The organism is Escherichia coli DSM 30083 = JCM 1649 = ATCC 11775 (assembly GCF_003697165.2).
Taxonomy (GTDB): Bacteria; Pseudomonadota; Gammaproteobacteria; order Enterobacterales; family Enterobacteriaceae; genus Escherichia; species Escherichia coli.
This window is the reverse complement of the sequence record NZ_CP033092.2, coordinates 2,973,114-2,998,126: the sequence shown is the minus strand read 5'-3', so window position 1 is coordinate 2,998,126 and position 25,013 is coordinate 2,973,114. Positions and strand designations below refer to the sequence as shown.

At 49.0% G+C, this 25,013-nt stretch carries 20 protein-coding genes and 1 tRNA gene; 12 read left to right on the top strand and 9 right to left on the bottom strand.

The features are described 5' to 3' along the window. Positions 1-244: 244 nt before the first annotated feature. Positions 245-883: an HTH-type transcriptional regulator RutR gene (rutR, locus tag EAS44_RS15860; RefSeq protein ID WP_001331941.1), complete on the top strand. Its 639-nt coding sequence runs from the start codon at positions 245-247 to the stop codon at positions 881-883. A 39-nt stretch (positions 884-922) separates the two neighbouring features. Here the strand turns inward: rutR and putA are convergent, their stop codons facing one another. After that, positions 923-4,885 carry a trifunctional transcriptional regulator/proline dehydrogenase/L-glutamate gamma-semialdehyde dehydrogenase gene (gene putA, locus EAS44_RS15855; protein ID WP_001331940.1) on the bottom strand — a complete coding sequence of 1,321 codons (3,963 nt, stop codon included), beginning with the start codon at positions 4,883-4,885 and terminating at the stop codon, positions 923-925. Between the two features lie 54 nt (positions 4,886-4,939). On the opposite strand from putA, the gene EAS44_RS15850 reads away from it, so the two are divergent. The 6 genes from EAS44_RS15850 to phoH all read left to right on the top strand — a co-directional run bounded on the left by EAS44_RS15850 (position 4,940) and on the right by phoH (position 11,742). Next, positions 4,940-5,149, top strand: a complete 210-nt coding sequence (locus EAS44_RS15850) for a hypothetical protein (protein WP_000979523.1) — start codon at positions 4,940-4,942, stop codon at positions 5,147-5,149. A gap of 158 nt (positions 5,150-5,307) precedes the next feature. Continuing rightward, positions 5,308-6,816 (top strand): sodium/proline symporter PutP, encoded by a 1,509-nt coding sequence (gene putP / locus EAS44_RS15845; RefSeq protein ID WP_001018510.1) that lies wholly within the window; start codon positions 5,308-5,310, stop codon positions 6,814-6,816. Between the two features lie 219 nt (positions 6,817-7,035). Continuing rightward, positions 7,036-7,866 carry an iron uptake transporter permease EfeU gene (efeU, locus tag EAS44_RS15840; protein WP_000497947.1) on the top strand — a complete coding sequence of 277 codons (831 nt, stop codon included), beginning with the start codon at positions 7,036-7,038 and terminating at the stop codon, positions 7,864-7,866. 57 nt (positions 7,867-7,923) lie between these two features. Beyond that, a complete protein-coding gene (gene efeO, locus EAS44_RS15835) occupies positions 7,924-9,051 on the top strand; it encodes an iron uptake system protein EfeO (protein ID WP_000154379.1) in 1,128 nt (375 codons plus the stop codon). Between the two features lie 5 nt (positions 9,052-9,056). Then, complete coding sequence (gene efeB, locus EAS44_RS15830; protein ID WP_001199136.1) at positions 9,057-10,328, top strand: iron uptake transporter deferrochelatase/peroxidase subunit; 1,272 nt, start codon at positions 9,057-9,059, stop codon at positions 10,326-10,328. Between the two features lie 625 nt (positions 10,329-10,953). After that, entirely contained in the window at positions 10,954-11,742 is a 789-nt protein-coding gene (gene phoH, locus EAS44_RS15825; RefSeq protein WP_000533536.1) for a phosphate starvation-inducible protein PhoH, read from the top strand. Positions 11,743-11,791: 49 nt separating this feature from the next. Here phoH and pgaD read toward each other — a convergent pair whose 3' ends face one another. Genes pgaD through pgaA form a run of 4 tightly spaced genes read right to left on the bottom strand, consistent with a single transcriptional unit; the run spans position 11,792 to position 17,975 of the window. Beyond that, positions 11,792-12,205 carry a poly-beta-1,6-N-acetyl-D-glucosamine biosynthesis protein PgaD gene (gene pgaD / locus EAS44_RS15820; RefSeq protein WP_001061099.1) on the bottom strand — a complete coding sequence of 138 codons (414 nt, stop codon included), beginning with the start codon at positions 12,203-12,205 and terminating at the stop codon, positions 11,792-11,794. A 1-nt stretch (position 12,206) separates the two neighbouring features. After that, a complete protein-coding gene (gene pgaC / locus EAS44_RS15815) occupies positions 12,207-13,532 on the bottom strand; it encodes a poly-beta-1,6-N-acetyl-D-glucosamine synthase (RefSeq protein WP_000610446.1) in 1,326 nt (441 codons plus the stop codon). After that, positions 13,525-15,543, bottom strand: a complete 2,019-nt coding sequence (gene pgaB, locus EAS44_RS15810) for a poly-beta-1,6-N-acetyl-D-glucosamine N-deacetylase PgaB (RefSeq protein ID WP_000945535.1) — start codon at positions 15,541-15,543, stop codon at positions 13,525-13,527. Before pgaB ends, pgaC begins: the two co-directional genes overlap by 8 nt. An 8-nt stretch (positions 15,544-15,551) precedes the next feature. Beyond that, complete coding sequence (gene pgaA / locus EAS44_RS15805; protein WP_000287442.1) at positions 15,552-17,975, bottom strand: poly-beta-1,6 N-acetyl-D-glucosamine export porin PgaA; 2,424 nt, start codon at positions 17,973-17,975, stop codon at positions 15,552-15,554. A 587-nt stretch (positions 17,976-18,562) separates the two neighbouring features. Here pgaA and dgcT point away from each other — a divergent pair. Beyond that, a complete protein-coding gene (gene dgcT / locus EAS44_RS15800; RefSeq protein ID WP_000409834.1) occupies positions 18,563-19,930 on the top strand; it encodes a GGDEF domain-containing protein in 1,368 nt (455 codons plus the stop codon). 104 nt (positions 19,931-20,034) lie between these two features. Here the strand turns inward: dgcT and EAS44_RS15795 are convergent. Beyond that, positions 20,035-20,122 (bottom strand) — tRNA-Ser (locus tag EAS44_RS15795). A 233-nt stretch (positions 20,123-20,355) separates the two neighbouring features. On the opposite strand from EAS44_RS15795, the gene ghrA reads away from it, so the two are divergent. The 4 genes from ghrA to ycdZ all read left to right on the top strand — a co-directional run bounded on the left by ghrA (position 20,356) and on the right by ycdZ (position 23,257). Next, the gene (gene ghrA / locus EAS44_RS15790; protein WP_000351298.1) at positions 20,356-21,294 is read left to right on the top strand and encodes a glyoxylate/hydroxypyruvate reductase GhrA; all 939 of its coding nucleotides are present in this window, start codon (positions 20,356-20,358) and stop codon (positions 21,292-21,294) included. Between the two features lie 54 nt (positions 21,295-21,348). Continuing rightward, on the top strand, positions 21,349-22,086 hold the full coding sequence (gene ycdX, locus EAS44_RS15785) for a zinc-binding phosphatase (RefSeq protein ID WP_000283664.1): 738 nt from the start codon (positions 21,349-21,351) through the stop codon (positions 22,084-22,086). Between the two features lie 23 nt (positions 22,087-22,109). After that, positions 22,110-22,664: a molecular chaperone YcdY gene (gene ycdY / locus EAS44_RS15780; RefSeq protein WP_001001909.1), complete on the top strand. Its 555-nt coding sequence runs from the start codon at positions 22,110-22,112 to the stop codon at positions 22,662-22,664. 101 nt (positions 22,665-22,765) lie between these two features. Next, positions 22,766-23,257, top strand: coding sequence for a DUF1097 domain-containing protein (ycdZ, locus tag EAS44_RS15775; RefSeq protein WP_001309402.1), 492 nt, complete (start codon positions 22,766-22,768; stop codon positions 23,255-23,257). A gap of 64 nt (positions 23,258-23,321) precedes the next feature. Here the strand turns inward: ycdZ and csgG are convergent, their stop codons facing one another. The 3 genes from csgG to csgE are packed head-to-tail and all read right to left on the bottom strand — an operon-like array spanning position 23,322 to position 25,012. Further along, complete coding sequence (gene csgG, locus EAS44_RS15770; RefSeq protein WP_001189321.1) at positions 23,322-24,155, bottom strand: curli production assembly/transport protein CsgG; 834 nt, start codon at positions 24,153-24,155, stop codon at positions 23,322-23,324. A 26-nt stretch (positions 24,156-24,181) separates the two neighbouring features. After that, positions 24,182-24,598: a curli production assembly/transport protein CsgF gene (gene csgF / locus EAS44_RS15765; RefSeq protein ID WP_001264088.1), complete on the bottom strand. Its 417-nt coding sequence runs from the start codon at positions 24,596-24,598 to the stop codon at positions 24,182-24,184. A gap of 24 nt (positions 24,599-24,622) precedes the next feature. Further along, on the bottom strand, positions 24,623-25,012 hold the full coding sequence (gene csgE / locus EAS44_RS15760) for a curli production assembly/transport protein CsgE (protein WP_000833288.1): 390 nt from the start codon (positions 25,010-25,012) through the stop codon (positions 24,623-24,625). Between the last annotated feature and the right edge of the window lies 1 nt (position 25,013).

Sequence of the window (25,013 nt, the reverse complement as noted above, 5' to 3'; positions counted from 1 at the left end):
CGCTGCATCCTGCATATCCTTTTCAGCCGCGTAATGGCTTGTTTGCAAAGCGGATGCCAGTTTTTAAAAAGTGAATGTTATTAATGTGTTAATGTTAAGTTGTCTAAAATGCCTGAAAAAAGTGGACTAAACGGTCAAAACAGTTGCACATAAAACATGCATTCGTGCGCGATGAGAGTGCATAAGGTCGAGGCCGGGCGGGGGTTTTGCTATCCTGTTGCCAATCAACAAGAGGGGAGAGCGCATGACGCAAGGCGCAGTGAAAACAACGGGTAAGCGTTCGCGCGCAGTAAGCGCGAAGAAAAAAGCGATTCTTAGCGCAGCACTGGACACTTTTTCACAATTCGGTTTTCACGGCACAAGGCTGGAGCAGATCGCGGAATTGGCGGGTGTTTCAAAAACCAATCTGCTGTATTACTTTCCGTCAAAAGAGGCGCTGTATATAGCCGTACTGCGGCAGATTCTCGATATCTGGCTGGCACCGTTAAAAGCGTTTCGAGAAGATTTCGCCCCGCTGGCGGCGATCAAAGAATACATCCGTCTGAAGCTGGAAGTTTCCCGCGATTATCCGCAGGCTTCGCGCCTGTTCTGTATGGAGATGCTGGCAGGTGCACCGCTGTTAATGGATGAACTGACGGGCGATTTGAAGGCATTAATTGATGAGAAATCGGCGCTCATTGCCGGTTGGGTTAAAAGCGGCAAACTCGCGCCGATTGACCCGCAGCATTTGATTTTTATGATTTGGGCTTCCACTCAACATTACGCCGATTTTGCCCCTCAGGTGGAGGCGGTGACAGGCGTGACGTTGCGCGATGAGGTGTTTTTCAATCAAACGGTTGAAAACGTGCAGCGGATTATTATTGAGGGGATTCGACCACGTTAAAGATGCCGGAGGAGGTTGTAACATCCTCCGGCTACCTGTTTAACCGATCGTCATTAAACTGGCGTTACCGCCAGCAGCAGCGGTATTCACACTCAGCGAACGCTCGATATACAGCCGTTCCAGAAGGATATTGCTTTCGCCACGGGCAAAACCCTGCACCGAAACAATTGCACCATCCCGCGCGGCAACGGCTTCACACAATGCGCGAAGCTGATCCGAATCACCGTGGAAGATCACCGCATCAAAGGGTTGAGCGGTTATATTTTCCGCTTTCGCCAGTTGAATACGTTCGCTGACTGCCGATGGCAATGCCTTCACTAACTGACGATGCAGCGCATCATCCGGCCACAGCATCTGGCTACCCACCGCCAGCACGGCGGCGAGCTGAGTCAGCGCATCCTGTTCATCATCCGCAATACACAACACGCGCTCACGCGGCAGCAGCGTCCAGGTGTTGCGTTCACCCGTCGGCCCTGGCAACAATCGTTGTGTTCCTGCCTGCGCCAACTCGCCATATTGCGTACATAACGCCTGCAATTCTGGACGGTTTGCCGCCCATTCCCGCAGTGCATTTAGCGGCTGAGTCAATGCGGCTTTCAACTGCGCATCGACCGGATACTCCGCATCCTGACGCGCGAGCGTCACCGCCAGCGCACTTTCCGGGCGATTCGCCAGCAGACGGTAGAGATAGAGCGGACCGCCTGCTTTCGGCCCGGTACCGGACAACCCTTCGCCGCCGAACGGTTGCACCCCAACCACCGCGCCCACCATATTACGGTTAACGTACAGATTACCGACCTGCGCCGAGCCAGTGACCTGGGCAATGGTTTCATCAATACGCGTATGAACGCCAAGCGTCAGACCATAGCCGGAAGCGTTAATCTGCTCGATCAGCTCTGGGAGCTGGTTACGGTTGTAACGCACCACATGCAGCACCGGACCAAAGACCTCTTTTTGTAATTCGGCAAAGTCATCCAGTTCGATCAGCGTCGGAGCGACAAAGGTGCCGCTTTGCCATTCACGGGCATCTTCGCTGTTTTCCCGCACCGCCTGGAACACCTGACGGCCTTTACTACGCATGGTCTGAATATGACGCTCGATATTGGCTTTCGCTTCGCTATCAATCACCGGACCGATATCGGTGGTCAGGCGACCCGGATTACCCATCCGGCATTCGGCCATTGCGCCGCGCAGCATTTTCAGCGTGTGGTCGGCAATCTCATCTTGCAGGCACAGCACGCGCAGTGCCGAACAACGCTGACCTGCACTGTCGAACGCCGAGGCCAGCACATCTATTACGACTTGTTCGGTCAGTGCTGAAGAATCGACAATCATCGCGTTCATGCCGCCGGTTTCAGCGATGAGCGGAATAGGGCGACCCTGAGCGTCCAGGCGGCTGGCGATATTGCGCTGCAGTAACGTAGCGACTTCGGTTGAACCGGTAAACATCACCCCGCGCACGCGATCATCACCCGTCAGTTGCGCGCCCACGGTTTCACCCCGACCTGGCAGCAATTGCACCACGCCTGGCGGTACACCCGCTTCCAGCAAAATGGCGATCCCTTGCGCGGCAATCAGCGGCGTTTGTTCTGCCGGTTTTGCCAGCACGCTGTTACCTGCCGCCAGTGCGGCAGCGATCTGCCCGGTGAAAATAGCCAGCGGGAAGTTCCACGGACTGATACATACCACAGGCCCTAATGGACGGTGGGTTTCGTTAGCGAAATCATCCCGCACCTGTCCGGCATAGTAGTGGAGAAAATCGACCGCTTCGCGCACTTCAGCAATGGCGTTACTGAAGGTTTTTCCGGCTTCACGCACCAGAATACCAATCAGTTGCTGCATCTGGCTTTCCATTAGCACGGCAGCGCGATGCAAAATCGCCGCGCGTTCAGCCGGAGGAGTGGCAAACCAGATTGGCGCGTTATTAACCGCACTTTCCAGCGCCTGTTCTACTTCACGCGGCGTGGCTTCACGCACATAGCCCACAATATCTTTCGGTTCCGCAGGGTTAATAACGGGCGACATCTCACCAGCCGCGACCGATTGTTCCAGCATTGGCAAGGACTGCCATTTTTGCAGTGCACTATTGAGCAGGGCTGAAGAGAGCGAGGCCAGACGGTGTTCGTTAGCGAGATCCAGCCCTGCCGAGTTGTCGCGCCCGTGACCGTAAAGATCGCGCGGCAGGGGAATTTTCGGATGCGGTAATCCAGTTTGCCCTTCCTGTTGCGCCAGTTTTTCTACAGCAGTGACTGGATCGGCGACCAGTTCATCCAGTGGCAAAGAGGTGTCGGCAATACGGTTAACAAACGAGGTGTTAGCACCGTTTTCCAGCAGGCGGCGCACCAGATATGCCAGCAGCGTTTCATGTGTACCGACCGGAGCATAAATACGACACGGACGGTTAAGTTTGCCGTCGGCAACTTTCCCGGTGACCTGCTCATACAGTGGCTCGCCCATACCATGCAGGCACTGGAACTCGTACTGACCTGGGTAGTAGTTTTGACCCGCCAGTTGATAAATTGCCGCCAGCGTATGGGCGTTGTGCGTCGCGAACTGCGGGTAGATTAGATTTGGCACCGCCAGCAGCTTTTTCGCACAGGCAAGATAAGAAACGTCGGTATACACCTTGCGGGTATAAACCGGATAACCTTCAAGGCCGTCCATCTGTGCACGCTTGATTTCACTATCCCAGTACGCGCCTTTCACCAGGCGAATCATCAGACGGCGACGGCTTCGGGTGGCGAGATCAATCAGGTAATCGATCACCAACGGGCAGCGTTTTTGATAAGCCTGAATAACAAAACCGATGCCGTTCCAGCCTGCCAGTTCAGGCTCGAAACAGAGTTTTTCCAGCAGATCGAGGGAGATCTCCAGGCGATCGGCCTCTTCGGCATCGATGTTAATACCAATATCGTACTGACGCGCCAGCAGGGTGAGTGATTTCAGACGCGGGTAAAGCTCTTCCATTACCCGGTCATACTGGGCGCGGCTATAACGCGGATGTAGCGCCGACAGCTTGATTGAAATGCCCGGACCTTCATAGATGCCACGACCGTTAGACGCTTTACCAATGGCGTGAATCGCCTGCTGATAGGAAACCATATACGCTTGTGCATCTGCGGCAGTCAGTGCGGCTTCGCCCAGCATATCGTAAGAGTAACGGAAACCTTTCTCTTCCAGTTTGCGGGCATTGGCTAACGCTTCCGCGATGGTTTCGCCCGTGACGAACTGCTCGCCCATCAGGCGCATCGCCATATCCACACCTTTGCGGATCAGCGGTTCACCGCTCTTACCGATAATGCGGTTCAGCGAGCGGGAGAGGCTGGCTTCGTTATGGGTGGAAACCAGTTTGCCGGTAAACAGCAGCCCCCAGGTAGCGGCATTAACAAACAGGGACGGGCTACGACCAATGTGTGACTGCCAGTTACCGTTACTGATTTTGTCGCGAATTAACGCGTCACGGGTGGCTTTGTCGGGAATACGCAACAACGCTTCCGCCAGACACATCAGCGCCACGCCTTCCTGCGATGACAACGAAAACTCCTGCAATAACCCCTGAACCATACCTGCGCGACCACTGGCGTTTTTTTGATTACGCAGTTTATCGGCCAGTTGATACGCCAGTTTGTGCGCCTGTTCAGCAACTGGCTGCGGCAGGCGAGCTTGTTCCAGCAGCATAGAAACCGCTTCGGTTTCCGGGCGGCGATAGGCCGCGGTGATCGCGGCGCGGGAAACCGACTGGGGCAATATTTGCTCGGCAAAGTCGAGGAAAGGCTGGTGTGGTTCCTCTGCCGGAGTCGGTGCTTCATCGCTCTCATTGGCCGCGCCAGAAAGCAGCGCAGGTAGCTCCGGGAGAGTATCGCTGTTTTCCAGTTGTTCAAGATAAGAAAAAATCGCCTGTTTAATTAACCAGTGTGGTGTGCGATCGATACGTGTCGCGGCAGACTTAATACGCTCACGCGTCGCGTCGTCCAGCTTAACCCCCATGGTGGTGGTTCCCATGCCATTACTCCTGTTGTTCTGAAAGGTGCAACTTAACGTTATCGTGAAATATCTATGATGTTGCAACTTTGTGCAACCGTGTTAAATGTGACCTGCGTAGCAAGCTTAAAAATGAATGAAATGTTAATAAACGAAATCGATATGACAGGGATTAAAAAAATAACTCAGACTTTTTCTCTGCGGCAGTTAACATTTTTGAAAGGTGCAACCGCAAAAAATGTGAGAGAGTGCAACCTGATGAAAAATAGTGTCGCTGAGCACTAAAATTTAATGTAAATGGTGTGTTAAATCGATTGTGAATAACCAGCGCTTCCGGCAGGATACGGTCGCCCTGGTAAAACATAAACTCTGTTACCCCGTTCCGGTGGCAGATATAACGGCAAGTTTCGACATTGCCGATAATAATTTTTTGGAGACTTTAGATGGCTATTAGCACACCGATGTTGGTGACATTTTGTGTCTATATCTTTGGCATGATATTGATTGGGTTTATCGCCTGGCGATCAACGAAAAACTTCGACGACTATATTCTGGGCGGTCGTAGTCTTGGGCCATTCGTGACGGCATTATCGGCGGGTGCGTCGGATATGAGCGGCTGGCTGTTAATGGGGTTGCCAGGCGCTGTTTTTCTTTCCGGGATTTCCGAAAGCTGGATCGCCATTGGTCTGACATTAGGCGCGTGGATCAACTGGAAGCTGGTGGCCGGGCGGTTGCGTGTGCATACCGAATACAACAATAACGCCTTAACATTGCCGGATTATTTCACCGGGCGCTTTGAAGATAAAAGCCGCATTTTGCGCATTATCTCCGCGCTGGTTATTTTGCTGTTCTTCACCATTTATTGCGCTTCAGGCATTGTGGCAGGCGCGCGTCTGTTTGAAAGTACCTTTGGCATGAGCTACGAAACGGCTCTGTGGGCGGGGGCTGCGGCGACGATCCTTTACACCTTTATTGGCGGTTTCCTCGCGGTGAGCTGGACTGACACTGTACAGGCCAGTCTGATGATTTTTTCCCTGATCCTGACGCCAGTTATCGTCATTATCAGTGTCGGTGGCTTTGGTGACTCGCTGGAAGTAATCAAACAAAAGAGCATTGAAAACGTGGATATGCTCAAAGGGTTGAATTTTGTCGCCATTATCTCGCTGATGGGTTGGGGGCTGGGTTACTTCGGGCAGCCGCACATCCTGGCGCGTTTTATGGCGGCAGATTCTCACCACAGCATTGTCCATGCGCGTCGTATTAGTATGACCTGGATGATCCTCTGCCTGGCAGGGGCGGTGGCTGTCGGCTTCTTTGGTATCGCTTACTTTAACGAGCACCCGGCGGTAGCAGGTGCGGTAAACCAGAACGCCGAGCGCGTGTTTATTGAACTGGCACAAATTCTGTTTAACCCGTGGATTGCCGGGATTTTGCTGTCGGCGATTCTGGCGGCGGTAATGTCAACGTTAAGTTGCCAGCTGCTGGTATGTTCCAGTGCGATTACCGAAGATTTATACAAAGCGTTTCTGCGTAAACAGGCCAGCCAGAAAGAGCTGGTGTGGGTAGGGCGAGTGATGGTGCTGGTGGTGGCGCTGGTGGCGATTGCGCTGGCGGCAAACCCGGAAAACCGCGTGCTGGGCTTAGTGAGCTACGCGTGGGCAGGCTTTGGCGCAGCGTTTGGTCCGGTGGTGCTGTTCTCGGTGATGTGGTCACGCATGACGCGCAACGGTGCGCTGGCGGGGATGATCATCGGTGCGCTGACGGTTATCGTCTGGAAACAGTTCGGCTGGCTGGGTCTGTACGAAATTATTCCGGGCTTTATCTTCGGCAGTATCGGGATTGTAGTGTTTAGTTTGCTGGGTAAAGCGCCATCAGCGGCGATGCAAAAACGCTTTGCCGAGGCCGATGCGCACTATCATTCGGCTCCGCCGTCACGGTTGCAGGAAGGGTAAGGGAAGGCGTTTTACCGAAAATTTCACGTCATAACCGGAAGCAGGCAGAGGGCAATCAGTTATTGCCCTCTGCGTTTTTTCTCAAAATATTTTTACATCTTCTCATCATTATCACTACATTCCACTTGTATTTTTCTTCATCGTAATGATAATCGCTATCACTGCGATTTACTTTTCTTTGCATAGATTGACTCAGAAAAACGTTTAAGGGTGGGTGGCATGTTTGTTCCGTTTCTCATTATGTTGCGCGAAGGACTTGAAGCCGCGCTGATTGTCAGTTTGATTGCCAGCTATCTTAAGCGTACCCAGCGAGGCCGATGGATTGGTGTAATGTGGATTGGCGTGTTGCTTGCCGCTGCGTTGTGTCTGGGCTTGGGTATCTTCATTAACGAAACCACCGGCGAATTTCCGCAAAAAGAACAGGAACTGTTTGAAGGCATTGTGGCGGTGATCGCCGTGGTGATCCTTACCTGGATGGTTTTCTGGATGCGCAAAGTGTCGCGCAACGTCAAAGTACAACTGGAGCAGGCGGTCGATAGCGCATTGCAGCGTGGAAATCATCATGGCTGGGCGCTGGTGATGATGGTCTTTTTTGCCGTTGCAAGGGAAGGGCTGGAGTCGGTCTTTTTCCTGCTGGCGGCATTTCAACAAGATGTCGGGATCTGGCCGCCGCTGGGTGCAATGCTTGGTCTTGCTACAGCCGTGGTGCTTGGCTTCCTGCTCTACTGGGGCGGTATTCGCCTCAATCTTGGTGCATTTTTTAAATGGACCAGTCTGTTTATTCTCTTCGTCGCCGCAGGGCTGGCAGCTGGTGCCATTCGCGCATTTCATGAAGCCGGATTGTGGAACCACTTTCAGGAAATCGCCTTCGATATGAGCGCGGTGCTCTCAACTCACTCGCTGTTTGGCACACTGATGGAAGGGATTTTTGGCTATCAGGAAGCACCGAGCGTCAGCGAAGTCGCCGTCTGGTTTATTTATCTCATCCCGGCGCTGGTGGCATTTGTTCTGCCACCACGCGCAGGGGCGACTGCGTCCCGCTCCGTGTAGCAAATACGACGCAAACTCTTGCTTAGTTACAACATACTTTAAAGGGATAGTCTCGTCATGACCATTAACTTCCGCCGTAACGCATTGCAGTTGAGCGTGGCTGCGCTGTTCTCTTCTGCTTTTATGGCTAACGCCGCTGATATTCCGCAAGTCAAAGTGACCGTGACGGATAAGCAGTGCGAGCCGATGACCATTACGGTTAACGCCGGGAAAACACAGTTCATTATTCAGAACCACAGCCAGAAGGCGCTGGAGTGGGAGATCCTCAAAGGCGTGATGGTGGTGGAAGAGCGGGAAAATATCGCCCCTGGTTTTAGCCAGAAAATGACGGCGAATTTACAGCCTGGCGAATACGATATGACCTGCGGTCTGCTGACTAACCCGAAAGGGAAGTTGATCGTCAAAGGTGAAGCAACGGCGGATGCGGCGCAAAGTGATGCGCTGTTAAGTCTTGGTGGTGCAATTACTGCATATAAAGCGTATGTCATGGCGGAAACCACGCAACTGGTGACCGACACCAAAGCCTTTACCGACGCTATTAAAGCAGGCGATATCGAAAAAGCGAAAGCACTGTATGCGCCGACGCGCCAGCACTATGAGCGCATTGAACCGATTGCTGAACTGTTCTCCGATCTGGATGGCAGCATTGACGCCCGTGAAGATGATTACGAGCAAAAAGCCGCCGATCCAAAATTCACCGGTTTCCACCGTCTGGAAAAAGCATTGTTTGGCGATAACACCACCAAAGGGATGGATAAGTATGCTGACCAGCTTTATACCGATGTGGTCGATTTGCAAAAACGCATCAGTGAACTGGCTTTCCCTCCTTCAAAAGTGGTCGGCGGTGCAGCCGGACTGATTGAGGAAGTGGCGGCCAGCAAAATCAGCGGTGAAGAAGATCGCTACAGCCACACCGATCTGTGGGATTTCCAGGCTAACGTTGAAGGCTCGCAGAAAATTGTCGATCTGCTGCGTCCACAACTACAAAAAGCGAATCCGGAACTGCTGGCAAAAGTCGATGCCAACTTCAAAAAGGTCGATACCATTCTGGCGAAATACCGTACTAAAGACGGTTTTGAAAATTACGACAAACTGACCGATGCTGACCGGAATGCACTGAAAGGACCGATTACTGCGCTGGCGGAAGATCTGGCGCAACTTCGCGGTGTGCTGGGGCTGGACTAAGCGTTATGCAGTATGAAGATGAAAACGGCGTGAATGAACCGTCACGCCGACGTTTACTGAAAGGGATTGGTGCGCTGGCGCTGGCGGGAAGTTGTCCGGTCGCTCATGCACAAAAAACGCAAAGTGCGCCGGGTACGCTTTCACCGGATGCACGCAATGAGAAACAGCCGTTTTATGGTGAGCATCAGGCAGGGATCCTGACACCACAACAGGCTGCAATGATGCTGGTGGCGTTTGATGTGCTTGCCAGCGATAAAGCCGATCTTGAACGGTTGTTTCGCTTGTTGACTCAGCGTTTTGCTTTTCTGACTCAGGGCGGAGCGGCACCAGAAACGCCAAATCCGCGCCTGCCACCACTCGATTCCGGCATTCTTGGCGGCTACATTGCGCCCGATAATCTCACCATCACGTTATCGGTGGGTCACTCATTGTTTGATGAGCGCTTTGGCCTTGCGCCACAGATGCCAAAAAAGTTGCAGAAGATGACGCGTTTCCCTAACGACTCGCTGGATGCGGCGTTATGTCATGGTGATGTGTTGCTACAAATTTGCGCCAACACCCAGGACACGGTGATCCATGCGCTGCGCGATATCATCAAACACACGCCGGATTTGCTCAGCGTGCGCTGGAAGCGGGAAGGGTTTATTTCCGACCACGCAGCGCGTAGTAAAGGCAAAGAGACGCCGATAAATTTGCTGGGCTTTAAAGACGGCACCGCCAATCCCGATAGCCAGAATGATAAGTTGATGCAAAAAGTGGTGTGGGTGACGGCAGATCAGCAGGAGCCTGCGTGGACAATCGGTGGCAGCTATCAGGCAGTACGCTTGATTCAGTTTCGAGTGGAATTTTGGGACAGAACGCCGCTGAAAGAGCAGCAGACGATATTTGGTCGTGATAAGCAAACCGGTGCGCCGCTGGGCATGCTGCATGAGCATGATGTTCCCGATTACGCTAGCGATCCGGAAGGGAAGGTGATTGCGCTGGACAGCCATATCCGGCTGGCGAATCCCCGCACGGCGGAGAGCGAGTCCAGCCTGATGCTGCGTCGTGGCTACAGTTATTCGTTGGGCGTCACCAATTCCGGGCAACTCGATATGGGGCTACTGTTTGTCTGCTACCAACACGATCTGGAAAAGGGCTTCCTGACAGTACAAAAAAGGTTGAATGGCGAGGCGCTGGAGGAATATGTCAAACCTATCGGTGGCGGCTATTTCTTTGCGCTGTCGGGTGTGAAGGACGCGAACGATTATCTCGGAAGCGCATTATTGCGGGTTTAATGTTTTTAGGCGGATAAGGCGTTTACGCCGCACCAGGCGTTCGTACACTGATGCGACGCTTGCGCGTCTTATCATGCCTACAATCGGTGCGGGTCGGTAGGCCGGATAAGGCGTTCACGCCGCATCCGGCAAGCTTTTACCAGTACTGCGAATCCTGCTGAAAGCACACAGCTTTTTTCATCACTGTCATCACTCTGTCATCTTTCCAGTAGAAACTAATGTCACTGAAATGGTGTTTTATAGTTAAATATAAGTGAATATATTGTTGCAATGAATGCGAGATCTGTTGTAATTATTAAGTAGCAGCGGAAGTTCCCGGCAGTGATAGTCAGTCACTATGGAGATCGCGGATGGTAACGTCCTGTTCTGGACAATGTTTTGTTAAGCAACGCTCCACCACTTGCGGAGATTTCTCCTCCGGTAGCAACTTCGTCACTCTGTATTTTTCTCACTTCCTCTCTTTACTCGTGTTACCGACGCCGCAAACGGTGTGCGTAGCCGTTTTTCGGCATTTTATCCAAAAGCAAACTATGGCTTACAAGGAAGCCAACCCTCTGATGTTCGTGCGCATAATCGCGCTGCCAACGGCGCGTGTGATGAATACAAACAACTCAAGGTGCTCTCCATGGGAAGACAAAAAGCAGTGATCAAAGCTCGTCGCGAGGCAAAACGTGTGCTGAGACGGGATTCGCGCAGCCATAAGCAGCGTGAAGAAGAATCGGTCACCTCGCTTGTGCAGATGAGCGGCGTAGAAGCCATTGGTATGGCCCGCGACAGTCGCGATACCTCGCCCATCCTCGCGCGAAATGAAGCGCAATTGCACTATCTGAAGGCTATTGAGAGTAAGCAGCTGATATTCGCCACGGGCGAAGCCGGGTGCGGAAAAACCTGGATCAGCGCAGCAAAAGCGGCAGAGGCCCTGATACATAAGGATGTCGACAGGATTATCGTCACCCGTCCAGTTCTGCAAGCCGATGAAGATCTTGGCTTCTTACCTGGAGATATCGCAGAAAAGTTTGCTCCCTATTTTCGTCCGGTCTACGACGTGCTGGTCCGGCGCTTAGGGGCTTCCTTTATGCAGTACTGCCTGCGACCGGAAATAGGGAAGGTGGAAATTGCGCCGTTCGCCTATATGCGTGGACGTACCTTTGAAAATGCAGTCGTCATTCTTGACGAGGCGCAGAATGTGACTGCCGCGCAAATGAAAATGTTTTTAACCCGCCTCGGGGAGAACGTGACGGTTATCGTCAACGGTGATATCACGCAATGCGATTTGCCTCGCGGCGTGCGCTCCGGATTAAGTGACGCGCTGGAACGTTTCGAAGAAGATGAAATGGTCGGGATCGTCCGATTCGGTAAAGAGGATTGCGTACGTTCGGCACTTTGCCAACGTACGCTACATGCATACAGTTAAGTGTATTATCGGCGCAGAGCCCGGGCGAACCGGGCTTTGTTTTGGGTGTTTACGCCCGGACTAGCGCTTTTTCTGAAACCACCATTTTTATTTGCCCCTGGCTGGTGAAGTGTACGCTCATCCTGTGGCTTTTTTGTAGTTGCTGATAGAGCTCATCAGGTATTGCTAAGCTCTCAGCATATTCTTGCGGCGTATATTGGTAGGCTGCATGATGCTGCTGTTTTTGAAAACGTAGCTTATTGTACAGCGCCCAGACAATTAACACGACGGCATTCGCCACTGCCAGCAAAAAATAGAACTGAAGTCGGCTTCTGGCCTCGCTTTGCCAGTAATAACCCGTCAGCAGATCCATTGCGAATAAGAATATGAACAAAGCAAATAATGTCCATAAGATGGTTGTGGCAACATAATCAACCATTAAACGTACTGGCGATTGTCGGGTCGTAATAATTAAATTGTTCATATTAACCTCTCAGAATCCCGCGATCGGGACTTACCCAACGGGCGCGTTGCTTTTTAGGCATCAACATGACTCGTGTAAATGATACCAATGTCGTTGCCAGACTCAGCATCCAGAAAATAACCGGGAACCAAATAATCCAGAAAAGCGATGAAGTCAGATTATGCTCATAGCGATTCTCGATCATCAGGCTGACAATAAATTGCAGTAAACATAACGTACACAATAATATTCCGGCAGTATGTGTCGCAGCGATATGTGTCAATTCAATATTTAACGGTACACCGGCAAGTTGGACTGCGTAAATAATGAAACCGACCAGGCAAGTGAAGGCCCATATTGTCGTCAGGCAGTATTCAAAAAACAGCGGCCACATTCGAAAGTTTTCTTTGCGCCACAACCTTGTCATATTTTTGAGGAATACTTCTGCACCGCCCTGAGCCCAGCGCAGGCGCTGTTTCCACAGCCCTTTTAACGTTTCAGGCATTAATATCCAGCACAGCGCCCGTGGCTCGTAAAAAATCGCCCACTGATTCAACTGCAGCTTCCAGCTAATATCAATATCTTCGGTGATCATATCGTCACTCCAGTAACCCACTTCTGCCAGGGCGCTGCGACGAAATGCGGCAATAACACCGGAAACGGTAAATACGTTTCCATAGATACGCTGGGTTCGCTTGATCAAACCAATAATTGAGGAATACTCGCCAACCTGAATTTTACCCACCAGGGTAGAACGTGTTCGAATACGAGGATTACCGGTTACGGCACCCACACGCGGGTTGTACAACATCGGTTCCACAATATATGCCGCCGCATCGCGGTCTAATAACGCATCGCCATCAATGCACACCAGATATTCACTTTTCGCCGCGGCAGCTCCGGTTTTAAGCGCAATGGCTTTCCCCTGGTTTTGCGCCAGATGAATGACCCGCAGGTGGGGAATTTGTGCAGCCATGCGATCCAGGATGGCACGGGTTTTGTCTGTTGAACCGTCATTTACGGCAATAACTTCAATGTTCTCATAACGCTGTGCTAAAGCGGCGTGTATGGTTTCCTCAACGTTTTTCTCCTCATTAAAACAGGGAATGATAATGGAGATAGACGGATTATCTTTCAACTGGGGGGCTGGTGCGTTTTCTCCCCACGGCCAGTGGCGTTCACGATAGACCCAGAAATAGACGCCGCCAACAATCCACATAATAGACATAAAAAACGGCCAGAAGAAAACGAACCTCATCATCAGTTCACCAGAGTGAAAGTACGCTACGCATAGGGGGATGCATAACACCAGACATAATATAAAAAACGATACGATGCGATTAATCATTTTTCGGATACCAGGCTGTTGAAAACTCAGGACGAATAACGTCTATTTCAGGTTGGTTATGCAGAAAATTGTCGGGATAATAACCATAGTTTTTCCCTCCATTCAGTTGTAATAGGCTCATCCAGTGAGCGAGTTGTTGCGAAGAAATAGCCTGATGCTGACCATTTTTCTGCCAGTTTTGTGCCTGTAATTCTAAAATAGATTTGTCTTTAGCCTGAGGGATGTTTTTAATTTGATTGGTCAATTGTATTAACCATTGGTCAGCCGATTTTTCTGCGACACCTTCCATATAAGGCATAGCCATAATAGCGGTCCAGTCATAGCTTTTTAGGAAATCAGCATAATTCTGTGCAAACCACGCTTCACTTTCAGGTTGTATTACCGGAAGTGCAAAAATATTTCGTGCAGTTATAACATGTGGACCGCGAATGGCTTTTACGCGCGCACTAAGTTCTAAAGTGAAGTCAGTTAACGCACGACTTTTAAAGCGGGTCCACTGTTTAAATTGCTCCGGGTTTTGTCGAATTTCGCTCAGACTCCCGCTAAAGCCTGCTTGCTGATAAGCCGTGATAGCCGGTGCACTGGCATCTTCATAATCTGAAAGCAAAGCATCATCGTGGAACAATATGCCATCAAAAGCAGCATGTCCGGCAAGATCTTCATATAACATGCCAACTTGTGCTCTGACTCTGTCATCGAAAGGAGAGAGACGGCGATATTGTTCAGGATGAATTTGTGCTTTTTTCTCCCCAGTCGGTAAGTATTTTACTCGCGTTAATGTGGGATCTAAATCCCAGCTTAATACCGGCATCCACGCATAGATGTTTACACCTGAGCGGGTACGTAATTGCCAGGCAACCCGACTAAAAATATCTGCTTTCATTGGTAGCAAACGATTTGGAAACCAGACCTCTTTGACCAGCCCATCACCATCGGGATCAGCAAATGCCTGCAAATACACGGTTGATATTTGCATATCTTTCACCCGCTGAATTAGCACATCAATATTGCGATCCATTTGCTGGTGGTTTTCGTCATAAACGTAATCAAGATCGATATGCATTATCCGTTGTGGTGATTTTTCCTGTACGGTAATAATTTGCTGGGCAAACTCTTTTAATGAGGGATTATTGGCGATTAATACTCGCGGAATGGAATCCAATTGTGACGCATTTGCCAAACCTGATTCAAGGGTGAAGAACATGTCATAACCGAGTTTTTTTAATTCCTCTATCGCTATGCCATTCGCTTCGCCATAAGGCCAAACAAAAACGTGTGGATTTACCTTAGCCTTTGTACGCAGGTATTCCGTCATTTTTACAGCATCCAGACGAATTCTTTCCCGGTATTCTGCTGCGGTTTCATACCGTGCGTGGTCAGTAAAATATGCACGATTTACATATACAGGCAATAAGCTGCCGGTGGCATTAGCCTGAATACCGTAGTGAGAATTCCATGTATGAGAAGCGACCTCAACGAGCCGGGAACGCGCAACTTCTCGCACTTGTTGCCACGTGGCAAAATATTCTCGATCGACCATCTCATCGCCAAATTTTACTTGTTCATCCGCTGGCGTATCGACCCAACTGCCGACGGGGGCCCATACAGCAGGCCACTGGAAGGCCTGAAGAATTGGGAAGACGCGGGTATAAAAACTCTGGTAGCCGTCATCAAAAGTCAGCACTACTGCTTTTTCCGGTAGCGGTTTTCCTCCTCGATGTGCTTCACGAATTTGAGCAATACTGACCGGTTGATAACCGTTCTCGCGCAGCCAGGCAAATTGTTCACGCAGTGCTGATGTCCGCACTGACATAAAACGCTGGTCGGCAGCTTCGTCTTCAACGTTATGCCATGAAATCGCCACAAAACCATTATGCGGCCACGGTTGCTCGGCGAGTAAAGATTCGCGATCCTGTGGCGGTATAAATGATGTTCTTGACTGGCTAATGCACGCAGTGAGCATAATTATACTCACCAGCATCAGGATATATTTATTTCCATTACGTAACATATTTATCCTTAAAATCTGAATGTCATATCGAATTCAACGTATAAGTTGTGTTCTCTGTCACCGTCATAAGGTCGTTTTTCCCAGCGTAGCGTTGCGCCAGCATCAATCACGTCATTCCAGCTAATACGTTGCCCGTAGCCGAGTTGGGTGACGACATCCGTGCCATAATGTTTTTGCCAGGAGGCACCAACACCTGCGCTGAAGATTTGCTCCCAGCTATTTTCATAGCTTCGCCATAACAAATGACTTGCCTCAAATGCCGGAACAATATCGAACGTTTTTATAGGGTTGTAGTATGGAGTGTCGTGTTCTGTATTTTGTTCGTAATACAGATTGGGTAGGAAATCGACAATCAAATATGGTGAAGACCAGATGCGTTCCTGACCCTCAAGTGAGACTTCCTGACGCTGGTTACTGTCGGAAAAATCAGTGAAAGCCCAGGAGACACCGTACTTACGCCGCTCATTTTGATACCAGCGAACATAAGCCTGAGCACTGTTGCCTGTAACACCATTTTTCATTGCCCGTAATGGAACGCGGTGAGAGAGGCGTTCCAGTTGCGAACCAATACGCCAGTTATCATTAAAATCATACCAGCCAGACAGGCGCGCGCCGGGTTTATGCTCATGATTGAAAACGCGTTCAGCGTACTCCGCCTCGAGCCAGATATTACGTGACCGCCACTCAACACCCGCCAGCCAGTCGCGAACAATCCCTTTTCCTTCGCTAAATTGTCCATCGGCATAACCGAATCCAGCAAAACCGCGCCAGTTATCCTTCAGCGGTGGTGAATAAACGATGGTGGTTAAGTCGACATCATGTTTACCACTATCCGGGCCTTCGGCATCAATTCCTGTTGAACCAGCTATACGAAGCTCTGCAAGATTATGTACATCAACCGCACGTTTTAAACGTACAACGCCGGGATCTTGCGGTTCACGTTCGACAACATCGTGCGTTAAGACAGCTGCCTGCTGCCATTCTTGTAACGTTAATGCTGTCCATGCTTGTTCAACCTCCAGATTAATATTACGTGGCTCGATCACTTCTGCTTTTTTTAATTCATTTTCTGCTGCACGATGCCAACCGCGGGCTTGTAACACACTCGCGTAATCAATGCGCAGTCCCTGATTTCCTGGTGCGTTATAAGCAAGCTCTCTGGCTATCATTTCAGTCTGAGGAAGATCATTACTATATTTTGCTACGGTTGAGAGAAACGAATGCCCCTGTAACCAGGTATCATTCGGGATGCTCGTAGGCGTGCCCATTAACCGAAGGAAAGGCGGCGAAGTATTAATGGTATGTTGGGTGACAGTTAGCGCGCCGGGATAATTTTCACTCTCCAGGTGGCTGTAAAAGAGATCCGCAAGTTCTTCATCGGATAAATCCGGGGCAATGGTCTCCTTGTGATAAAAGAGCTCTGTCATTATTGACTGTGCTTTTTTTGGCTGCTGTTCTTTGAGATAAGCCGACGCAACCCAATATTGCGCCCAGGGCGGAATAATTTGCCTCGTATTTTTTAAACGCTGATAGTGAGAAATAACGTCTTTATAACGATCGCGAGTTAATAACGCGCCAAGATGATCAACCTGAATACGCTGGTACTGGGCAGTGCGGTCTGAGTTATCATGCCACAGAATTTCTAATGCAGCGTATTGGGCGAGGGCGCGATCGGCAATGGCATAACGTTCACTTTCACTGCGCGTAGGCATAAACGACAGTCTGACCAGTTCGGCATGAATATCAGCGCGAATATCTGGCGTTAAATTGGCATCGTCAATCGCGGCAGCAAGTTGATTATTCCGTAATGCCTGCACGTATTCTGTGGGATATTGTTGCGTTAAGGCATTTTCAGGTAATGACCCTGTCATCGCCCGTAATTCATCCTCATGCCGCCCCGCCAGTTTATAGATATAGGCTTCTGCGAGTAAATTAGCTTTGTCCGGTGCTCCAGAGTTAAGCTGCTTAAGTTTAACCAGCGCAGAATCATAGTGACCCGCATCTGCCAGGGTTAAAATTTGTCCCCGTTGATAATCCTTATTTTGCGACTCCAGAGAGAGTGCCTTTTGCCACAGTGTAAGCGAGTTTTGCCATTGTTGCAGGTTACGATAAGCGACGGCGACAGCTGCATAACCACGCGCTGGTAATTGCTGATGACGGTAGCGGTTGTAAACGGTAATAACCTGTTTATCTTGCCCGGCCCATAAGGCAATCTGTAACCAGTCAGCAATTTGGTTATTACTGAGTGCTGATTTTTGTGCAAACCATAACAAAGCTGGCTGAGTATTTCCCTTGCGAGCTTCGATAATTAATGCATCATAGGCGTTATTAACAGCACTCTTCGCCGCGGGACTCGCTGCTAAAAATGCGGCAGTAAGAAGTTTCAAAGCCCATTTGGTTTTCGGGCACCTTTTTCTGCTACTTGAATACATCCTGTATTACTCCATGTATTGCCAAAATCTCTCTCTATATCTAATTACAGGTAACTGAAAAGAAAGATATTTTTGCATCTCATAATCCGTTATTAAACGCGGAAGAGACACGTGAATTGTTGATGATGAGAAGAAGAAATGATGAGCAGATTGTCCATATAAAATCCTTTTCTCGCCCGAAAATCCATTCCAATGATGAGGATCTTCAGGAATACGGCATAAATCCCAATGCCTTTTTCAAAATAAATTAGGATTAAAATAATTAAATCAGTAAATTCCGATGCATAATTTCGGATTTTTCGAAAGTCCTGATGAAAGGCAGCGCTACTGCACTCACGAATTTAATTGTTATTCCTAATGTATCTATTAATTAATGCTTTATAATGATTTTATTATAATCCTTTATAAGTATTTGCAAGCCTGCCTTGCAGCAAAAAATATATAAAGCATTAAAGTGATAATAATTGCATTCTGCAACTATCATCATCGGTATTGTTTGTGGGTGGATTTTCATATTGACAACAGTACAGTTCTTATATCTATTAATAATAAAAAGGGATCTACAACCTACAGGTTGGTGTAGCTTTATGGAAAAAGACTATTTGGGAATTAGTAGTACTGTATTAGTGAGCTTATTGTTTGGGCTTGCATTGGTTTTGGTTAATAGTTGGTTCAATCAGCCAACCGTTGAGGAAGTTGTTCCACGATCAACCTATCTGATGGTTATGATTGCTTTATTTTTTATCGATACTGTTGCATTTATTTTTATGCAGTTGTATTTCATTTATGACCGTAGGCAATTTTCAAACTGTATACTTAGTTTGGCTTTTCTAAGTTGTTTGATTTACTTTATTAAAACCGTCATTATCATTCAGCAAATTATTGAGGGGCGTTTGACAAGCAGTGTTGTTCAAAATGACATTGCAATCTATTATTTGTTTCGTCAGATGAGTTTGTGCATATTAATATTTCTGGCATTGGTGAATAAAGTTAGTGAAAACACAAAACAGCGCAATTTATTTTCCAAAAAAATGACTTTGTGCATAAGTTTGTTTTTTGTTGTTGGGGGGCCGATAGTTGCTCACATACTTTCTAGTCATTATGAGAGCTACAATTTACACATTGCCGAGTTAACCAATGAAAATGATCAGGTGGTTTGGAAAACATCATATGTTACCATAATGATTTTCATGTGGTTAACCTTGCTTTCAGTTAATCTATACTTTAATGGTTTACGCTGTGATATCTGGAATGGAGTGACGGTGATTGCTTTTTGTGCCGTACTGTACAATGTCTCTCTTTTATTTATGAGCAGGTATAGCGTGTCCATTTGGTATATTAGTCGCACTATTGAAGTAGTCAGTAAGTTAACCGTTATGGTAATATTTATGTGCCATATATTCAGTGCGCTACGAGTAACAAAGGACATTGCACATCGCGATTCCTTAACCAATATATTTAACAGAAATTATTTTTTTAATGAACTGACAGTTCAATCAGCATCGGCCAAAAAAACGCCTTATTGCGTCATGATTATGGATATCGACCACTTCAAAAAAGTCAACGACACCTGGGGGCATCCGGTTGGCGATCAGGTGATAAAAACAGTGGTGAGTATCATTGGGAAAAGCATACGGCCAGATGACCTTTTTGCGCGCGTCGGCGGCGAAGAGTTTGGCGTCTTGCTGACGGACATCGATACTGAACGTGCGAAAGCTTTAGCGGAAAGGATTCGGGAAAATGTTGAGCGTTTAACTGGTGATAATCCTGAATACGCCATACCACAAAAAGTGACGATTAGTATTGGCGCTGTTGTAACGCAGAAAAATGAGTTAAACCCTAAGGAGATCTATCAACTGGCTGATAACGCACTTTACGAGGCGAAAGAGACCGGGCGTAATAAGGTGGTAGTAAAAGAGGCAGAAATTCTTATCAACCGCAAGGATGATGAATGAGTCTGTCGCTAGTTGTCGACCTCCGCCTGGGGCTTCTCATCCCCCCGGTCTATGCAATATACGAAAAAAAAGCTCGTACTTTCGTACGAGCTCTTCTTTAAATATGGCGGTGAGGGGGGGATTCGAACCCCCGATACGTTGCCGTATACACACTTTCCAGGCGTGCTCCTTCAGCCACTCGGACACCTCACCAAATTGTCGTTCCTGTCTTGCTGGAACGGGCGCTAATTTAGGGAAATCATGACCTGAGGTCAACAAACTTTTTTAAAAAATCGCTCGATTATTCAAACTTCAATCAATATGCAGTTTTAATAAGCGAAATTTGCTTTTTTTGCCACCGACCACGGATTTGTTATGCTGGTGGCTTTTGTAGATCATAACGATAAGTGCGAATAAATTTTGCGCAACGCTTTTCGGGAGTCAGTATGGATATCATCTTTTATCACCCAACGTTCGATACCCAATGGTGGATTGAGGCACTGCGCAAAGCTATTCCTCAGGCAAGAGTCAGAGCATGGAAAAGCGGAGATAATGACTCTGCTGATTATGCTTTAGTCTGGCATCCTCCAGTTGAAATGCTGGCAGGGCGCGATCTTAAAGCGGTGTTCGCACTCGGGGCCGGTGTTGATTCTATTTTGAGCAAGCTACAGGCACACCCTGAAATGCTGAAGCCTTCTGTTCCACTTTTTCGCCTGGAAGATACCGGTATGGGCGAGCAAATGCAGGAATATGCTGTCAGTCAGGTGCTGCATTGGTTTCGACGTTTTGACGATTACCGCATCCAGCAAAATAGTTCGCATTGGCAACCGCTTCCTGAATATCATCGGGAAGATTTTACCATCGGCATTTTGGGCGCAGGCGTACTGGGCAGTAAAGTTGCACAGAGTCTGCAAACCTGGCGCTTCCCGCTGCGTTGCTGGAGTCGAACCCGTAAATCGTGGCCTGGCGTGCAAAGCTTTGCCGGACGAGAAGAACTGTCTGCATTTCTGAGCCAATGCCGGGTATTGATTAATCTGTTACCGAATACACCTGAAACCGTCGGCATTATTAATCAACAATTACTCGAAAAATTACCGGATGGCGCGTATCTCCTCAACCTGGCGCGTGGTGTTCATGTCGTGGAAGATGACCTGCTCGCGGCGCTGGATAGCGGGAAAGTTAAAGGCGCAATGTTGGATGTTTTTAATCGTGAACCCTTACCGCCGGAAAGTCCGCTCTGGCAACATCCACGCGTGACGATAACACCACATGTCGCCGCGATTACCCGTCCAGCTGAAGCTGTGGAGTACATTTCTCGCACCATTGCCCAGCTCGAAAAAGGGGAGAGGCTCTGCGGGCAAGTCGACCGCGCACGCGGCTACTAATAAAGCATCTGGTTTCCTGCTATCCTTGGCGGGAATTGAATACAGGAGAGAGTTATGTATCCCGTCGACCTTCATATGCATACCGTTGCCAGCACGCATGCATATAGCACATTGAGTGATTACATTGCCCAGGCCAAACAAAAGGGCATTAAACTTTTTGCGATCACCGATCATGGCCCGGATATGGAAGATGCGCCGCATCACTGGCACTTCATTAACATGCGTATCTGGCCGCGAGTGGTTGATGGGGTTGGGATCCTACGCGGCATCGAAGCTAACATTAAAAATGTTGACGGTGAAATTGACTGCAGTGGCAAAATGTTTGATTCGCTGGATCTGATTATTGCCGGTTTTCATGAGCCGGTGTTTGCGCCGCATGACAAAGCGACCAATACGCAAGCGATGATCGCCACTATCGCCAGCGGCAATGTGCATATAATAAGCCATCCCGGAAATCCGAAATATGAAATAGATGTTAAAGCCGTTGCTGAAGCAGCCGCGAAACATCAGGTGGCGCTGGAAATCAATAATTCCTCTTTTTTACACTCACGTAAGGGAAGTGAAGACAATTGTCGTGCGGTAGCCGCAGCGGTACGTGACGCTGGAGGTTGGGTGGCATTAGGCTCGGATTCTCACACCGCGTTTACCATGGGTGAATTTGAAGAGTGTCTTAAAATCCTCGACGCGGTAGATTTTCCGCCAGAGCGCATTTTGAATGTTTCTCCGCGCCGCTTACTGAACTTCCTTGAATCTCGCGGTATGGCACCGATTGCGGAATTTGCAGACCTTTAATTACTAGTAATGGAAATATATTAATGAACGAGTTTTCTATCCTCTGTCGTGTGCTGGGTTCGCTCTATTACCGCCAACCGCAAGATCCTTTACTGGTGCCGCTGTTTACCCTGATTCGTGAGGGGAAACTGGCTGCGAACTGGCCACTGGAGCAGGATGAGTTACTGACGCGTTTACAGAAAAGCTGTGATATGGCGCAAGTCTCTGCCGATTACAATGCGTTGTTTATCGGCGATGAATGTGCTGTGCCGCCATATCGTAGCGCATGGGTTGAGGGCGCGACGGAAGCGGAAGTGCGCGCTTTTCTTTCCGAACGGGGGATGCCATTAGCGGATACGCCAGCCGATCACATCGGCACATTGCTGCTCGCGGCTTCCTGGCTGGAAGATCAGTCAACGGAAGATGAGAGCGAAGCACTGGAAACACTGTTCAGTGAGTATCTGTTACCCTGGTGTGGTGCGTTCCTTGGCAAAGTGGAGGCCCATGCAACTACGCCTTTCTGGCGCACCATGGCACCGCTAACCCGCGATGCTATTAGTGCAATGTGGGACGAGCTGGAAGAAGATTCTGAAGAGTAAATGTGATCTGCATCACTCATAACTGCAACAGATAATTTGTTGTTGCATAAAATGTGTGCTCGATCTCATTCATGGCCGCGTTTTCTGCTATCATGCGCGGCATGAACATACTTCTCTCTATTGCAATCACAACAGGCATTCTCTCCGGTATCTGGGGATGGGTGGCTGTTTCCCTGGGCTTACTAAGCTGGGCGGGCTTCCTGGGCTGTACGGCCTACTTTGCCTGCCCGCAAGGTGGGCTGAAAGGGCTGGCGATCTCCGCTGCAACCCTGCTTAGTGGCGTGGTGTGGGCGATGGTCATTATTTACGGTAGTGCACTGGCACCACATCTGGAAATTCTCGGTTATGTCATAACCGGTATTGTCGCGTTTCTGATGTGTATTCAGGCCAAACAGCTGCTGCTTTCATTTGTTCCGGGAACGTTTATAGGCGCATGCGCGACGTTTGCCGGGCAGGGTGACTGGAAACTGGTGTTACCTTCGCTGGCGCTCGGACTGGTATTTGGTTACGCAATGAAAAACAGCGGCCTGTGGCTGGCGGCGCGTAGTACGAAGACCGCTCACCGTGAGCAGCAAATCAAAAATAAAGCGTGAGGGGCACTCACGCTTTCGCTTAAACAGTAAAATGCCGGATTATTAATTCCGGCATTTTTATCTATCAGGATTCCGGTGGAACCGACATATGGCGGTATTTCACCAGAATGTCATTCTGCCGTTCTGCTTTGTTCTGCAAATCCCACAGACCACGGTCAATACCATCATTAATCAGGAAAATGACCCCTGTTTCGATAGCCGACATCAGGCACAGCATAACGGGTTCGTTCGAGGTGTAACCCACTTCCCCTTCCAGCAAGCGCTGGTAGTCAATAAAGCGGAAAACCCCGGCCTGAACTTCATAGGAAAGTATCGTCTTACTGGTGTTCACCGAGGAGAGGATCTCACCGGTACTCACATTGACGACACGCAGGTTCACGGCAATCTGATCAAGCTGGTATTGCGTGTCTGCACCGATCCCAAAATATCTTGCCCCAACACCGCCCGATTTGACGTTGCTTTCATAACCGATAATCGAACCTTCAACCATGATATTTGCCGCCGTTAAAGATTGCAGCGGGATTCGGTTATTAATGGCAACCGTGCCGTTTTCTTGTGCCGCACGAATAATCTTGCGCTCGTTAAGCAGGTTTTGTAAGCCCTGGCGCTCCAGCGGTATAAACCAGCGAGAATCTTTCAATGCCGTGACCAGCATTGCCGTGGCGCTTTGCGGAACAGCAGTGGAGAAGTTACTTGCCGGGTAGGGTTTAAATTGCCCGGTTTCGTCCTGAATGTTGTATACCGAAACAAAGATCTTACCCGTCGGCGCTGGCAGATGGGTCAAATCTTTGTAGCTCTGAGCACGAGGCATTAATGTCGGTCTGGCGGCTTCTTTAGGCGGGGCGGTTAAGCATCCGCTCAGTAACATGACGGCAACCAAAAGAAATAAGCGCTGCATGATTATTTTCCTTATGAAGCTGGGGCTTAAAAATCGGTTGAGTTATTTTGTAAACCCGAAACCTGGATGGTCGAGGTTTGTCCGGTTTTACGATCTGTCACGTTCAACTGCAATTGACCATCGCGGTTAGCAATATCAACAATATAATCGTTGGTCACCATGCGGCCCGGTTTACCGGTATTAATATTCGACAGTAGCCCACCCAAAATTTGTGACTGGATGGCCTGAGTAAAGTTATCTAACGCCGAGGGCGTTTCAATACCAAAGTCATCGTTATAGCTCGGATCTTTATAAGAGTTTTGGGCCTGAGCGCTATTTAACAAAAAAGCGCCATTATTTGGGTTACCACCAAAGTTTGGATTACGGAACTGGAAAGTCATGGTTCCAGCCCAACTTAATGGCGAAATAAGCATGAGTAGAACTACTGCATGTTTGACACGCATTGCAGCCTCCGAACAATTTTTTATTTAAAATTCATCATGCGCCAAATCGCCCGTACTTAATAACGCCTGGTTTATCTGGCGACGATTTAGTGCTTCTTCAGTTTGAATCAGTGCAAAGACGACAGTTTTCTCGAAGTCTCTTTTCAACGGAAATAAAAAAGTCTGGAAAATAACGTCCTGATTCACCGTTATTGTGATCCAGCTTCCCCATCGTGCACTGGGCCTTTCATTAATCGTTAAGTTACCCGTATAGTCACTTTCCCATTTATCACTAAAGGCTCGGTAAAAATCATGGCCAATAGATGAAACAGTATGGTCAGTTAACAATCCCGGGACTTCTACCTCAACGGCGTGAAGATTCCCTGCGGCGAACAGAAATTCTGCCGCCACAATCCAGCGTAAATAACGTTTCATG

What these genes read in the sequence shown, in the direction of transcription:
- efeU (WP_000497947.1), top strand. Translation starts at nt 7,036, where the DNA reads ATGTTTGTTCCGTTTCTCATTATGTTGCGCGAAGGACTTGAAGCCGCG.
- rutR (WP_001331941.1), top strand. Translation starts at nt 245, where the DNA reads ATGACGCAAGGCGCAGTGAAAACAACGGGTAAGCGTTCGCGCGCAGTA.
- EAS44_RS15850 (WP_000979523.1), top strand. Translation starts at nt 4,940, where the DNA reads ATGATGTTGCAACTTTGTGCAACCGTGTTAAATGTGACCTGCGTAGCA.
- ycdZ (WP_001309402.1), top strand. Translation starts at nt 22,766, where the DNA reads ATGAACATACTTCTCTCTATTGCAATCACAACAGGCATTCTCTCCGGT.
- pgaC (WP_000610446.1), bottom strand. Translation starts at nt 13,532, where the DNA reads ATGATTAATCGCATCGTATCGTTTTTTATATTATGTCTGGTGTTATGC.
- pgaA (WP_000287442.1), bottom strand. Translation starts at nt 17,975, where the DNA reads ATGTATTCAAGTAGCAGAAAAAGGTGCCCGAAAACCAAATGGGCTTTG.
- csgG (WP_001189321.1), bottom strand. Translation starts at nt 24,155, where the DNA reads ATGCAGCGCTTATTTCTTTTGGTTGCCGTCATGTTACTGAGCGGATGC.
- dgcT (WP_000409834.1), top strand. Translation starts at nt 18,563, where the DNA reads ATGGAAAAAGACTATTTGGGAATTAGTAGTACTGTATTAGTGAGCTTA.
- putA (WP_001331940.1), bottom strand. Translation starts at nt 4,885, where the DNA reads ATGGGAACCACCACCATGGGGGTTAAGCTGGACGACGCGACGCGTGAG.
- efeB (WP_001199136.1), top strand. Translation starts at nt 9,057, where the DNA reads ATGCAGTATGAAGATGAAAACGGCGTGAATGAACCGTCACGCCGACGT.
- csgF (WP_001264088.1), bottom strand. Translation starts at nt 24,598, where the DNA reads ATGCGTGTCAAACATGCAGTAGTTCTACTCATGCTTATTTCGCCATTA.
- efeO (WP_000154379.1), top strand. Translation starts at nt 7,924, where the DNA reads ATGACCATTAACTTCCGCCGTAACGCATTGCAGTTGAGCGTGGCTGCG.
- ycdX (WP_000283664.1), top strand. Translation starts at nt 21,349, where the DNA reads ATGTATCCCGTCGACCTTCATATGCATACCGTTGCCAGCACGCATGCA.
- csgE (WP_000833288.1), bottom strand. Translation starts at nt 25,012, where the DNA reads ATGAAACGTTATTTACGCTGGATTGTGGCGGCAGAATTTCTGTTCGCC.
- ycdY (WP_001001909.1), top strand. Translation starts at nt 22,110, where the DNA reads ATGAACGAGTTTTCTATCCTCTGTCGTGTGCTGGGTTCGCTCTATTAC.
- pgaB (WP_000945535.1), bottom strand. Translation starts at nt 15,543, where the DNA reads ATGTTACGTAATGGAAATAAATATATCCTGATGCTGGTGAGTATAATT.
- pgaD (WP_001061099.1), bottom strand. Translation starts at nt 12,205, where the DNA reads ATGAACAATTTAATTATTACGACCCGACAATCGCCAGTACGTTTAATG.
- ghrA (WP_000351298.1), top strand. Translation starts at nt 20,356, where the DNA reads ATGGATATCATCTTTTATCACCCAACGTTCGATACCCAATGGTGGATT.
- phoH (WP_000533536.1), top strand. Translation starts at nt 10,954, where the DNA reads ATGGGAAGACAAAAAGCAGTGATCAAAGCTCGTCGCGAGGCAAAACGT.
- putP (WP_001018510.1), top strand. Translation starts at nt 5,308, where the DNA reads ATGGCTATTAGCACACCGATGTTGGTGACATTTTGTGTCTATATCTTT.